The 12,913-nt window shown below is 73.6% G+C and carries 11 protein-coding genes; 2 read left to right on the top strand and 9 right to left on the bottom strand.

Translation table 11 applies throughout. The features are described 5' to 3' along the window. Positions 1–71: 71 nt before the first annotated feature. Both BM093_RS24275 and BM093_RS24270 read right to left on the bottom strand, forming a co-directional pair. Positions 72–1,127: an acyl-CoA dehydrogenase family protein gene (locus BM093_RS24275; RefSeq protein ID WP_093350085.1), complete on the bottom strand. Its 1,056-nt coding sequence runs from the start codon at positions 1,125–1,127 to the stop codon at positions 72–74. Further along, entirely contained in the window at positions 1,127–2,332 is a 1,206-nt protein-coding gene (locus BM093_RS24270; RefSeq protein ID WP_342743038.1) for an acyl-CoA dehydrogenase family protein, read from the bottom strand. The genes BM093_RS24275 and BM093_RS24270 overlap by 1 nt, the downstream gene beginning before the upstream one ends. Positions 2,333–2,396: 64 nt before the next feature. Between BM093_RS24270 and BM093_RS24265 the strand changes: the two genes are divergently transcribed. Next, positions 2,397–3,869 (top strand): NAD-dependent succinate-semialdehyde dehydrogenase, encoded by a 1,473-nt coding sequence (locus tag BM093_RS24265; RefSeq protein ID WP_093350077.1) that lies wholly within the window; start codon positions 2,397–2,399, stop codon positions 3,867–3,869. Positions 3,870–4,005: 136 nt separating this feature from the next. On the opposite strand, the gene BM093_RS24260 is transcribed toward BM093_RS24265, so the two are convergent. The 5 genes from BM093_RS24260 to BM093_RS24235 all read right to left on the bottom strand — a co-directional run bounded on the left by BM093_RS24260 (position 4,006) and on the right by BM093_RS24235 (position 9,448). Then, positions 4,006–4,326: a hypothetical protein gene (locus tag BM093_RS24260; protein WP_093350071.1), complete on the bottom strand. Its 321-nt coding sequence runs from the start codon at positions 4,324–4,326 to the stop codon at positions 4,006–4,008. Then, positions 4,323–6,374 carry a hypothetical protein gene (locus BM093_RS24255; protein ID WP_177238677.1) on the bottom strand — a complete coding sequence of 684 codons (2,052 nt, stop codon included), beginning with the start codon at positions 6,372–6,374 and terminating at the stop codon, positions 4,323–4,325. The genes BM093_RS24260 and BM093_RS24255 overlap by 4 nt, the downstream gene beginning before the upstream one ends. Continuing rightward, entirely contained in the window at positions 6,371–7,828 is a 1,458-nt protein-coding gene (locus tag BM093_RS24245; RefSeq protein ID WP_143105504.1) for a lipopolysaccharide biosynthesis protein, read from the bottom strand. Before BM093_RS24245 ends, BM093_RS24255 begins: the two co-directional genes overlap by 4 nt. A 101-nt stretch (positions 7,829–7,929) precedes the next feature. Continuing rightward, a complete protein-coding gene (locus tag BM093_RS24240; RefSeq protein ID WP_143105503.1) occupies positions 7,930–8,307 on the bottom strand; it encodes a hypothetical protein in 378 nt (125 codons plus the stop codon). A gap of 103 nt (positions 8,308–8,410) precedes the next feature. Continuing rightward, the gene (locus BM093_RS24235) at positions 8,411–9,448 is read right to left on the bottom strand and encodes a glycosyltransferase family 2 protein (RefSeq protein WP_245773759.1); all 1,038 of its coding nucleotides are present in this window, start codon (positions 9,446–9,448) and stop codon (positions 8,411–8,413) included. Between the two features lie 611 nt (positions 9,449–10,059). On the opposite strand from BM093_RS24235, the gene BM093_RS24230 reads away from it, so the two are divergent. After that, the gene (locus BM093_RS24230) at positions 10,060–10,950 is read left to right on the top strand and encodes a glycosyltransferase family 2 protein (protein ID WP_177238676.1); all 891 of its coding nucleotides are present in this window, start codon (positions 10,060–10,062) and stop codon (positions 10,948–10,950) included. Between the two features lie 119 nt (positions 10,951–11,069). Here BM093_RS24230 and BM093_RS24225 read toward each other — a convergent pair whose 3' ends face one another. Together BM093_RS24225 and BM093_RS24220 are read right to left on the bottom strand one after the other, a co-directional pair. Then, a complete protein-coding gene (locus BM093_RS24225) occupies positions 11,070–12,296 on the bottom strand; it encodes an SPFH domain-containing protein (protein WP_093350043.1) in 1,227 nt (408 codons plus the stop codon). A 79-nt stretch (positions 12,297–12,375) separates the two neighbouring features. Beyond that, positions 12,376–12,825, bottom strand: coding sequence for an NfeD family protein (locus BM093_RS24220; RefSeq protein ID WP_093350037.1), 450 nt, complete (start codon positions 12,823–12,825; stop codon positions 12,376–12,378). Between the last annotated feature and the right edge of the window lie 88 nt (positions 12,826–12,913).

Below are 12,913 nucleotides of genomic sequence, written 5' to 3'. Positions count from 1 at the left end.
GGCTCGTGGCGGTCCGGTGCCGGATCCGGCACCGGACCGCCACGAAGCCCCGATCACAGGTGACCGGCGGCTCAGGGCCGGCCGGTCACCAGCGGCCAGAGCCCGTCCGGGCCGGCGTCGAGGGCCGCGGCCCCGACCCGGTCGTTCCAGTGGGCGTCGTTGCCGTCCTCGTCGCGCCAGGCCCACAGCCGGGTGGTCACCAGCCGCAGGTCGTGCTCGCGGGTGAACCCGATCGCGCCGTGCACCTGGTGTGCGATCCGGGCGACCGCGGTGGCGGCCTCCCCGCAGCGGGCCTTGGCCGCCGCGACCGCGAACGCCGTCTCCGCCGCGGCGAACCCGGCACCCTGCGCGGTGCGCGCGGCGGCAGCGGACGCGGCCGCCGCGGCGGCGACCTCCGAGCCCGCCTCGGCGAGCATCTGCTGCACGGCCTGGAACTTCCCGATCGGCCGGCCGAACTGCACCCGCTCGCCCGCGTAGCCGATCGAGCGGGCCAGCGCGCCGCGGGCGGCCCCGGCGAGCAGCAGCGAGCGGGCCAGCGCGGCACGCAACCCCAGCTCGGCGGCCGCCCCGGCCGGTGCGGTACCGGTGGCGAGCGGCGTCGCCCCGGCGAACGTCAGGTCGTCGCGCGGTTCCTCGGCCACGTTGGCGGCCTCGGTGACCGTCGCGGTCGCGGCGTCGAGCACGAGCACCCGCTCCCCGTCAGGGCCGCCCTCCTCCACGACGACCACCGCGGCGAGCGAGCGGCCCCACGGGACCCGGGTGAGCGTCCCCGAGACCGCAGTGCCCGCAGTGGTCAGCGTCCCGCCGGGCGAGCCCGCTGCGACCCCGGGGCCGAGCGCGACCGCGGCCAGCGGGCCGGCCGGTACCTCGACCCCGGCGGCCCGGGCCAGCCAGCCCGCCAGCAGGTCGGTCTCGGCCAGCGGCACCCGCGCGGCCCAGGCGCCCGCCGCCTCCAGCAGCACACCGGCGTCGTCCAGCGTCCCGCCGGTGTCCGGCGCGGTCAGCGCGGTCAGGCCGGACTCCTCGCACGCCTTCCACGCCGCCCGGTCCAGGCCGGTGGCGTCCCGGTCGTAGGTGTCGCCGAAGATCGACTCGGCCAGCTCGGCCAGCTCCGTGTTGCGCCCCATCAGCGCAGCCCCATCCCCCGCGCGACGATGCCGCGCAGAACCTCGTTCGTACCGCCCCGCAGCGTGAACCCGGGCGCGTGCAGCACCGCGTCGGCCAGCAGCCGGGCGAACCCGCCCTCGGCGCCGGGGTCCGGCGGGATCTCGACCAGCAGCCGGGCGGCGTCGACGATCTCGTTCTCGTACCGGGTGCCCAGGTCCTTCACCAGCGCGGCGGCCAGCTCCGGCGCCTGCCCGGACTCCAGCGCCCCGGCGACGGCCAGCGACATGGTCCGCAGCGTCCAGACCCGCGAGACCAGCGAGCCGATCCGCCGGCGGGTCCCGGCGTCGACCCCGCCGGAGCCCGTCGCCCGGAGCTCCCCGACCAGGGCCGCGAGCAGCGGGTAGGTCGACAGGAAGCGCTCCGGACCGGACCGCTCGAACGCGAGCTCGCCGGTGACCTGGGCCCAGCCGTTGCCGAGCTCGCCGAAGACCCGCTCGTCGGGGATGAAGACCCGGTCGAACCGGACCTCGTTGAAGTGGTGGGCACCGGTGAGCAGCGGGATCGGGCGGATCTCGACGCCGGGCCGGTCCAGCTCGACCAGGAACTGGGACAGTCCGGCGTGCCGGTGGGCGTCGTCCTTGGGGGCGGTGCGCACGAGCGCGAAGAACGCGTGTGCGTGGTGCGCCCCGGACGTCCACACCTTCGTGCCGGACAGCTCCCAGCCGCCGTCCACCCGCTCGGCCCGGGTCCGCACCGACGCCAGGTCCGACCCGGAGTCCGGTTCGGACATCCCGATGCCGAAGTAGACCTCGCCGCGGGCGATCCCGGGCAGGAACGCGCGGCGCTGCTCCTCGGTGCCGTGGCGCAGCAGCGACGGCCCGATCTGCCGGTCGGCGACCCAGTGCGCGGCCACCGGTGCCCCGGCGGCGAGCAGCTCCTCGGTCACCACGTAGCGCTCCAGCGCGCCGCGGCCGTGCCCGCCGTACTCGACCGGGATGGTCATGCCCAGCCAGCCGCGCTCCGCGAGCCGCCGGGAGAAACCCTCGTCCCAGCCGGACAGCCACACGTCGGCCCGCGGCGTCCACGCCCCGGACGCGCGTTCGGCGTCCAGGAAGGCGCGGACCTCGGCACGCAGTGCGGCCAGGTGTCCGGGTAGCTCCACGGGTTCGGGGACGAGCTCCGGCAGTCCGGTCAGCGTCGTTGATGCTCCTGCCACGGTCGTCATCATGGCGGGTCACCCGATCGCCCGCTCCTGTCTATGGGGTGACTCACCACGGTACGTTGCGCCCATGAGCACCAATGCTGACGAGCGCAGGGTCCTGGAGGCCGTCCCGACCGGGCTGTTCATCGGTGGGCAGTGGCGTGCCGCCGCGAACGGCGCCACCGCCAAGGTCGAGGATCCGGCCACCGGCGAGGTGCTGACCGAGGTCGCGGACGCGTCCCCGGCCGACGGGATGGACGCGCTGGCCGCCGCGCACACCGCGCAGCCCACGATCGCCGCGCTGCCGCCGCGGGAGCGCAGCGAGATCCTCTACCGGGCCTACCAGCTGCTGCACGAGCGGGCCGACGACCTGGCCCTGCTGATGACGCTGGAGATGGGCAAGCCGGTCGCCGAGGCCCGCGGCGAGGTCGTCTACGCGAGCGAGTTCCTGCGCTGGTTCGCCGAGGAGGCCGTCCGGATCGACGGCGGCTACCAGGTCGCGCCCAACGGCCAGACCCGGTTCCTGACGATCCGCCAGCCCGTCGGGGTCTGCGTGTTCGTGACGCCGTGGAACTTCCCCCTCGCGATGGGCACCCGCAAGATCGCGCCGGCGATCGCGGCCGGGTGCGCGTCGCTGATCAAGCCGGCACCCCAGACGCCGCTGACGATGCTGGCCTTCGCGCAGGTCCTCGCGGACGCCGGGCTGCCCGACGGCGGCCTCAACGTCATCAACGCGACCGACGCGGGCGCCGTCATGGAGCCGATCATCCGCGACGGCCGGGCCCGCAAGATCTCCTTCACCGGGTCCACCCCGGTCGGCAAGAAGCTGCTGGAACAGGCCTCGGACAAGGTGCTGCGCAGCTCGCTGGAACTGGGCGGGAACGCCTCGTTCATCGTGCTCGACGACGCCGACGTCGACGCCGCGGTGGAGGGCGCGATGGTCGCCAAGATGCGCAACATGGGCGAGGCCTGCACCGCGGCGAACCGGTTCTACGTGCAGCGCGGCGTCGTCGAGGAGTTCACCCGCAAGCTCGCCGAGCGGATGGGTGCGCTCAAGGTCGGGCGCGGCACCGAGGACGGCGTGAACGTCGGCCCGCTGATCGACGCCAAGGGCCTGGGCAAGGTCACCGACCTGGTCGCGGACGCCGTCGCCAACGGCGCGAGCGTCGCGATCGGCGGGCAGGCCCAGGACGGGCCGGGCTACTTCTACCCGCCGACCGTGCTCACCGACGTCCCGGCGAACTCGCGGCTCAACCACGAGGAGATCTTCGGGCCGGTCGCACCGATCACCGTCGTCGACTCCGAGCAGGAGGCGCTCGACGCGGCCAACGCGACCGAGTTCGGCCTGGTCAACTACGTCTACACCCGGGAGATCAACCGGGCGCTGCGGATCGCGGAGAACCTGGAGAGCGGCATGATCGGGCTCAACACCGGTCTGGTGTCGAACCCGGCCGCCCCGTTCGGCGGGGTCAAGGAGTCCGGCCTGGGCCGCGAGGGCGGCAACGTCGGGATCGACGAGTTCCTCGAGACCAAGTACGTCGCCATCGGCTTCGCCGGCTGAGCGCGCCCCTCGGGCACGCCCCGCGTCGCACAGGTCCGGACCCCGCCGCACAGGTCCGGGCGGCCTGTGCGGCGGGCCGCGACCCTGTGCGGGTTCCCCGGAACCTGTGCGGCGGGACCTGGGCGGAGAGCGGCGGTCAGTTCGCCGGGTCGGCGGGCGGCGGTGCCGGGGCGGGCGGGGCCTCGCCGGGCTGCTGCCCGCCGGTCGCCGCCTGGTCGGACGGCGCCGTCACCGTGGCCTCGCCGTTGATCAGCAGGTCGACCAGCTCGATCCCGCCGTTGGCGGTCAGCATCACGACCAGCAGCACGACCGAGCCGACGGCCGCGACGGTCAGGCCGCGCTGGGCCGATCCGGCCGTCGACAGCCGGCCGCGGTTGGTCTCCACCACCCAGGCCCGGGCCGCGAACACGGCCAGGACCAGCAGGAACACGATCCAGGTCAGCGCGAATCCGGTCACGGGGTCCCTCCCTGGGCCGGAGCGTCCGGTGCCGGAGCCGCGGGAGCTGCGCCCTCAGGAGCCACGGCGTCGGGGGCTGCGGCGTCCGGAGCCGGGACGCCGGGCTGCGGGAGCGGCTCGTTGCGCACCAGCACGGCGTTGAAGCCGTTCTCGTAGGTCGCCCGGTACTGACCGGAAGCGATGAGCTGCTCGCGGATCGCCACCGTCCAGCCCGGCTGCTCGCCGTTCAGCACGACCCCCTGCTTCTCCATCGACTTGTAGAACAGCAGCGTCTGCGGCTGGACCAGGTCGATGCAGCGGAACGGGTCGCTCGCGAGGATCCCGCAGCCGTCGCCGCCGGAGGCCATGTTGTTGTGGTCGCCCACGCCCTCGAGCGCGTACGGGCCGACCGTCGCCAGCGGCTGGACGGTCGCCCCCGGCGGGGCCTGGTCGTAGGCCTGCCGGGTCATCTGCACGTCCTCGGTGGTGACGTCGAGATAGGCGTCGTTGCCGCCGCGGATCACGATCAGCAGCAGGAACAGCACCACCATCGCGCCCGCCATCAGGCGTTCGCGCTTGCGGTCGACCCGGACGAACGCCCGCAACGCGTCGACCGCCAGGATCGTCAGGATGGGCAGGCCGAACAGCAGCACCCGCAGCAGCAGCTCGCCGCCGTAGCTCTGGACCACGGCCATCCCCATCGGGATGCCGGCCAGCGCGATCGGCACCAGGTCGCGGCGCCGCTTCCAGTACACCCAGGCACCGGCGATGGCCAGCAGCCAGGTCAGGCCGGGCATGAGCACCCGCAGCAGCTTCACCACGAGCTGGCCGGTGTCGCCCTCGAGCCGGTCGAAGAACCCGGCCTCGATCGCGCCGCCCTCGTCGGACCCACCGGTGATCATGCTGATCTGGGTCATCCAGAAGTCCCGGGCGCCGATCAGGATGAACACCACGACCGTGAGCGTCGCGACGATCACCAGGCCGCGACCGCGGAACCGGCCCACGATCGCCAGCACGACGAGCTGGCCGATGATCGCGAACGGGGTCAGCTGGTGGGTCGGGGCGAGCGCGATCAGGCACAGCGCCGCGCAGAAGTAGATCAGCAGCAGCTGCCGGGCGGGCAGCGTCGGCTGGTTCGGCGGGGTCAGGGCACTGATCAGCCAGCGGCGCCAGCGCGGCAACGGTGGTGCGCCGCGGTGCGGCCGTGGCCAGCCGGGGACGCCGGCGTTGTCCACCCGGCGGGTGGCCAGCGGGCCGAGCGCGAAGGTCAGCACGGTCAGCAGCAGCACGATCGCCGTCGCCTGCGGCGAGAAGTAGTCCTGCTCGATCCAGTTCAGCCCGACGAACAGCCACGCCGCGACCCACGGGGCCCGGGTGCCGCCCAGCATCGAGCGGGCCAGGGCGTAGACGCCGATCGCCCACACCGCGACGACCGCCGGCGGGTACCAGCGCAGGATCGTATCCAGCTGGTCGGCCCCGGCGGCGTCGCGGAACCAGGCCCACTGGGCGAAGAAGCCGGGCCAGTAGAACCGGGCGTCCACGCCGGTGGGCGGCACGCCGTTGCCGGCGACCGCGTCGACGAAGCCGGAGATCAGCCAGGCGGTGGTGAACCGGGCCTGCGGCTGGACCACCGACGGCATCCCCGTCGAGCAGAGGATCAGGACGGTGGTGGCGGCGCCCAGCATCGGGATGCGCGGGCGCGGTGACCACAGCTCCACCACGCAGCAGGCGATGGCCAGCGCCAGCGCGACCCAGGCGAGCGGGCTCAGCGCGGGCGCCAGGCCCCAGCCACCCATGTCGGACAGGTCCGAGGTCGCGGCGGCCAGCGGCAGCAGCAGCACCGCCAGCACGGCGAGCACCGGCGCGCCCCAGACCCACAGCGGGGACAGCGGCGCGGGTGGTCCCGGGGGTGGCGGCGGGGGCCCGTCCGGCCCGGCCGGGCGCGGGACGGGTCCGCGGACCGCGGACGTCGGCGAGTCCGGTCCGGGAGGCTGCATGTACTGCGTCCGTTCGCCGGCACCGGCCTCCACCGGGTCGGGTCCGCCCGTCCGGCGGGTCTCCGACGTCACGACTTCACCTCCGTGGGGGTCCGGCGCTTCCAGGCCGGGACGAACTTGAGCGCCAGGGCGCAGAGCAGCTGCGCACCGACGTACGCGAGGACCATCGGCAGCATGACCATGCTGACGGACGTGGTCGCCGGGTCCGGCAGCGGGATCAGCCCGGCGAGGAGCACGACGAGGCCGGTGTTCGCGAGCTGGATCTTGGCGTAGCCCATCCCGTCGCCGTCTGCCTGGCGCCGGGCCAGCTCGAACACCACGATCAGCCGGAACAGCAGGCCGACCATCAGGACCGCGAGCGCCGGGGCGCCCTCGGAGTACCCCTCGCCGAGCAGCGACAGCACCGGGTAGCCGAGCAGGGCGCCGAGCCCGAGCACGGGCACGAACAGGATGAGCATCCGGCGCCGCGCGAGCCGGGCCAGCTCCTCGGCCCGGTGCGGCTCCCGGGCGGTCTGCACGGCCAGCGAGTTCGTGAAGAACGTCGCGGCCATGTCGACGACGGTCACGGCCTGCCAGCAGATGAAGAAGACCGCGCCGACCTCGTTGCCCATCCGCAGGTTCGCGAACAGCGGCACCTGGTTGTAGAGCAGCGCGTTACCGGCCTGGGCCAGCGCCGTCGGGGCCAGGAACGCGGCGGCCTCGGCGCGGCTGGGAAGGGTCCCCTCCCCGCCGCGGGCGGCGAAGCGCCGCGTCATGTACCAGAGCATCGCGGTACCCGCGGCCACCCACAGCACGACCGGGATCGCCCAGGACAGCACCAGCGCCTCGGAGGCCAGCGACCCGCCGAGCGCCAGCAGGAGCACGATCCGGACGACCGCGAACGTCCCGTTCCGCCACACCGCCGTCCACGGGCGCCCGATGGCGACCATGACGAAGTCGTGCACCACGAACACGCCCCAGCCGGCGCAGGTCAGCACGAGCAGCAGCAGGCCGAGCCCGTAGGACCGGTCCCCGCCCGCGGTCTCGGCGATGCTGGGCACGAGGACGCCGTAGACCAGGCCGATCAGCCCGGACAGCGGCATGATCAGCAGCAGCGAGGCGAACACCAGCCGGACCGACTTCCGGCCCGCCCCGGGCAGCCAGCGCATGAGGCCGACGCCGAGGTTGAGCTGGGCGATCCCGCCGATCAGCATGAACGCCGACTGGAACTCCGAGGCCCGGCCGACCTCGGCCTGCGGCATGATCCGCGCCGCGATCAGCACCCCGAGCAGGCCGGCGACCGAGCCGAACGCCGAGCACAGCGACAGGGCCAGGCCGTCGCCGATCCCGCCGTTGCCGGGGTGCCGCTCGGGCTCCTCCGCCGCGTCCCCCGCGTGGTCGTCCCGGGGTGGTGGGGGCGGGTTCTCCCCCGGCCCGCGCAGGCCGATCGCCGGCAGGTACTCGGTCCGCTGCTCGGCGTTCACGCGCGAACGGGCCCGGGCGCGGGCGACCTCGAGCCGTTCGGTCGGTGCGTCGGCGTCGTTCACGGAGGCAGCGTTGTTCACGGGGACCGGGTGGGGTGTGCCGGAGACCGGGCCGGGACCGGGGCCACCCGCGTCACGCGGGGGATGCGCCGGCCCGACCGGACTCACTGTGCGACCACCGCGTGCCGCAGCAGGAACGGGATGCTCAGCAGGGTGACGACGAACAGGGCCACGCTCGGGTACCAGAGCCCGAGGCTGACCATGATCTGCCCGCCGATCAGGGTCACGGCGGTCCCGACGCCGAGGGTCAGCAGCCACACGTGTGCGGCGGGGGCGCGGCGCAGGAAGCCCGCGGCCGCCCAGCCGGGTCCGAGCAGCAGGAAGCCGATCGTCACGAGGAGGCGGAACTCGCCGAGCGCGCCCCCGGTGACGTTCGCGAGGTTGAGCCCGCAGGCCACGACGCCCGCGACCACGAGCAGGATCGCCACGTAACGACGCGCGGTCCTCGCCCGGGTCAGCTCTGCTGCGGAGGGCACGCTCACCGCGGCACTCACCTTCCTCCGATCACCGGCGCCCGTCCGATCGGACGGGCGCCGGTGGTGTCGTCGTGGGCCCGCGCGTTCACGGGCCGTCGGGCTGCGTCCGTCAGGACGCCTCCTCCCGCCATGCGTACCGCACGCGGGTCTGCTCGGGCCGTCCGGTCCCCTCGTGTGCCGCGCCGGCCGCGGCCCGGCCGGCGGTACCGGCGACCCCGGCCCCCTGGACGTCGTCGACGTCCTGACCACGGCGATCCCGCAGCGCGGGCTGCGGCGCGGGCCGGCCGCGGTGCGCCGGCAGGGTCGGCGCGTCGACGCCGGCGGGGCGCGGGGCGGGCCGCCGGTGCTCCGACGGAACGACGGGCGGCACGCCCACCGCGGCGGGCGGCGCCGGGTTCGCGGCCTTCGCCCGGTCCGCAGCGGGTGCCTGGTCCTCGCGGGCGGCGCGGCGGCGCTCGGACGCCAGCGTGCGCAGCACCCGGGTGCCGTCGGCGAAGGTGCGCAGGTTCGTCTCGCCGAACATGCGCTCCTTCTCCACCGAGGGCACCTCGCTGATGGTGAGCCCGGCCGCGGCGACCCGGCAGTTGAGGACGGTCTCGATCTCGAACCCGTCGCCCCAGTACATTCCCTCGTCCGGGTGCGGCGGCAGGTCGACCGGCGGCAGCTCGAGCAGCGGCAGGATGTCCGCCCAGAACGCGTTGTAGCCGTAGCACAGGTCGGTGTAACGGGTGCCGAACAGCGTGTTCGCGACCAGGTTCAGCCCGGCGTTGCCGCTCTTGCGCAGCAACGTGATGTCGTCGCTGCCACCCCCCTTGGTGAAGCGGCTGCCCTTGGCGAAGTCCGCGCCGTCGATCAGCGCCTGGACGAACCGCGGGATCTCGGCCGGGTCGGCCGACCCGTCGGCGTCGAACATGACCAGCACGTCGCCGGTCGCGGCGGCGAAACCGCAGGCCATCGCGTTGCCCTTGCCCTTGCGGGTCTGGCGCACGATCCGCACGCCCGGCAGGACGCGGCGGGCGGTCTCGACGGTGCCGTCCTTCGAGTCGCCGTCGACGACGACGACCTCGTGCACGGCGGGGCGGACGGCGGCGACGGCCGGGAGGACGACCTCCAGGTTCCGTGCCTCGTTGCGGGTCGGCACGATCACCGACACCCTCGGTTCACTCGGTCGGTGCGGTCCGTGGTCAGGGCGCTGATTCACCGGTCTCTCCCCCGAATCGATCGGTCTGGGCGCGCGCTGGCGGCGAGCTGGCTGTGTCCGGTGGCGACGACGACGCTCTGCGCCGACGAGGACGCGTACGACGCCGACACCACCGGGTGGATCTCCCCCACAACGGGGGGCATACGGCTTATCTCCGCCGTCGTCGCTCGCGTTACGTGACCCGTACCGCTCCGAGTGCCACCCGATCGGCCCATTCCCCCCGGGACGACGGCTGCCCCGGGGCGTACCGACCACGCGGACACAGCGCCGCAGTCTACGGACGGTGCGCCGTTCGGTGGCGTCCGGGACCGTCCGCACGGCCTTCGATGAGGCGTCGTGCACCGAATGACCGACGAGCGGCCAGCCGGTCACGACGAACGGACGGTCACCCGTCGACCTTCGGAGTGTTCCGGTCGACCTTCGTCGAGCGAGTCGTCGACCACGGTCGTGTGCACGGTCGCGGCTGCCGGTGTTGCACCGCCGTGCCGTCCGGGCCCGGGACGCCGAGGGGTAGCGTCAGGCGCCGCCAGCCCGTTCCCGACCCCGCGAGGTACCCGATGAGGCCCGGCGGCTTCCTGCCCAGCGTGTCCGTCTGCATCCCGGTCTACAACGGCGAGACCTATCTCGCGGAGACCATCCGCAGCGTCCTGGCGCAGAGCTGGCGCGACTTCGAGCTGGTCATCCTCGAGAACAACAGCTCGGATGCCAGCTGGCAGATCGCGACCTCGTTCCGCGACCCGCGGATCCGGCTCGAGCGCAACCGGGAGACCCTGCCGCAGGGCGACAACTGGAACCGGGCCGTGCAGCTGTGCCGGGCGCCGCTGGTCAAGCTGGTGTGCGCCGACGACCTGCTGCATCCGCGCTGCCTCGAGCTGCAGGTGCCGCCGATGCGCGACGACCCCGCGCTCGCCCTGGTCGCCTCGCGCCGGCACATGATCGACGAGCAGAGCCGGGTGCTGGTGCCCCGGCGCGGGCTGGGCGGCGGGCTGGTCGGGCTGCACTCGGGCAGCGAGGTCGCGCGGCGGGTGATCCGCAACGGCGCCAACCCGATCGGCGAGCCGGGCAACGTGCTGTTCCGCCAGGAGCAGTTCGTCACCGCGGGCGGCTGGCGCCCGGAGCGCCGGTTCATCATGGACCTCGACCTGTGGATGCGCCTGCTGCAGTACGGCGACTTCCTCGGTGTCCCGGAGACGCTGGCCGCGTTCCGGATCGCCCGTGGCTCGGTCTCCTCGGAGTACGAGCAGCAGATCTCCGACGAGCAGCAGCTGCTGCTCGACGAGCTCGGCGGGTCCGGGGTGTTCGACGTGCGGCCGCTGGACGTCCGCATCGGGCGGGTGGCCATGCCGCTGGGCAGGGCCCGGCGCCGGGCCCTGTTCAAGGTCTCGCGCCTCGCCGCCCGCAAGGACGAGAAGGTCATCGCGGAGCAGCAGGAGGCGGCCTCCGGGTGACCGGGCGGCCCTGAGCCCCTCTCCGAACGACCCTGAACGTCTCTGAACAACCCTGAACGGCGAGGAGCTGTGGTCCGGACCGGACCACAGCTCCTCGGGTCGTGCGCGCGGGTGCGCGGTCAGCCGCGCGGCTGCTCCTGGGTGCCGTTCGGGTGGGTCACCCCGCCCGGGACCTCGGGCGAGGCCTCGAGCTGCGCCGGGGACACCCCGCCGCCGTTGCCCGCGGCCGGGGTCCGGTCCCCCACCGGCGGCACCTCCGCCTGCGCGGCGGCGGTCGCCTCGGCGACCTGACGGGCGATCTCCGGGTCGGTGGAGGTGTCGAACCAGTCCTCGACCGCCTCCTCGTCCTGGGCCGGCTTGGAGACGGTGCCGTCGTCCGGGCTGGGGGTGTAGCGGAACACGCCGTCCTCACCCGGGGCGCCGAGCATCCGGGTGAAGCCCTCGAGGGCCTTGCCGAAGTCGGACGGGACGACCCACAGCTTGCTGGCCTCGCCCTGCGCCATCTCGGGCAGCGTCTGCAGGTACTGGTAGGCGAGCAGCTCCGGGGTCGGCTTGCCGGCCTTGATCGCGGCGAACCGCTTCTCGATGGCCTTCGCCTCACCCTGGGCCTCGAGGTACTGGGCGGCGCGGCGACCCTGGGCCCGCAGGATCTCGCCCTGCCGGTCCGCCTCGGCCTGCAGGACGGCCGCCTGCTTGGCGCCCTCCGCGGTGAGGATCTGGGACTGCTTCTGCCCCTCCGCGCTGCGGATGGCCGACTCCCGCTGGCCCTCCGCGGTGAGGATCATGGCCCGCTTCTCGCGGTCGGCCTTCATCTGCTGTTCCATCGAGTTCTGGATGGACGGCGGCGGGTCGATCGCCTTGATCTCGACCCGGGCGACCCGGATGCCCCAGCGCTCGGTGGCCTCGTCGAGCTCGCCGCGCAGCGCGGTGTTGATCCGGTCCCGCGAGGTCAGGGTCTGCTCCAGCGTCATGCCACCGACGACGTTGCGCAGCGTCGTGGTCGTGATCTGCTCGACGCCCGCGACGAAGTTGGCGATCTCGTAGACCGCGGCCTTGGCGTCGTTGACCTTGAAGTAGACGACCGTGTCGATGTTGACGGTCAGGTTGTCCTGCGTGATGACCGGCTGCGGCGGGAAGGACACGACCTGCTCACGCAGGTCGACCCGCTCGCGCGTGCGGTCCACGAACGGCACCAGGATGGCGGGGCCGCCCTCCCGGGTGCTGTGGTAGCGGCCGAGCCGCTCGATGATGTACGCCCACTCCTGCGGGACGATGACGATCGACTTGGCGACGATCGTCACCACCAGCACCAGCAGGACCAGTGCGATGATCACACCGGCATCCATCCGGTCTCCCCTCGATGCGCGCCGGTGGTCCCGGCGCTCACGTCCACCCCGGAGGCCCCGGGGCTGGTGGCCGCGCCCCTCAGGACGACGGCAGTTCCCCCCGGCCGGTGACGAGCACGGACGCGCCGGTCACCTGCAGAACCGTGGCGGTGGAGCCCTGTTCGAGGACCTCCTGGCCGTCCATCGACCGCGCCGACCACAGCTCCCGGCCGATCCGCACCTGGCCCCCGCTGCCGTCCACCCGCTCGACGACCTCGGCGGCGGCACCGACGAACTTGTCCTGGTGCCGCTCCAGCGAGCCCATCCGTTCCTGCAGTTTCCGTTTCGCGGCCGGCCGCGCGGCCAGCAGCAACAGCACGGACACGATCGCGAACAGCCCCGCGCTCGGCAGCATGCCGAGTCCGAGCGCGGCACCGCCGGCCGCGGCGAGCGCGCCTCCGCCGAGCATCACCAGGAACAGCTCGCCGGACACGAACTCGGCGCCGATCAGCACCACCCCGATCAGGAGCCAGATCAGTGCCGGTGTCATGGCCCCAGACTGCCAGAATCGGACAATCCTCTGACGGCGATTCGCCGGGAACTTCCCGCCTGGTGGCCTGATCGTTATTGCACGCGAG

The sequence above is a fragment of the Pseudonocardia ammonioxydans genome (genome assembly GCF_900115005.1).
GTDB classification, from domain to species: domain Bacteria; phylum Actinomycetota; class Actinomycetes; order Mycobacteriales; family Pseudonocardiaceae; genus Pseudonocardia; species Pseudonocardia ammonioxydans.
Note: the sequence above shows the minus strand (reverse complement) of the source record. Positions and strands in the feature narration are given on the sequence as shown.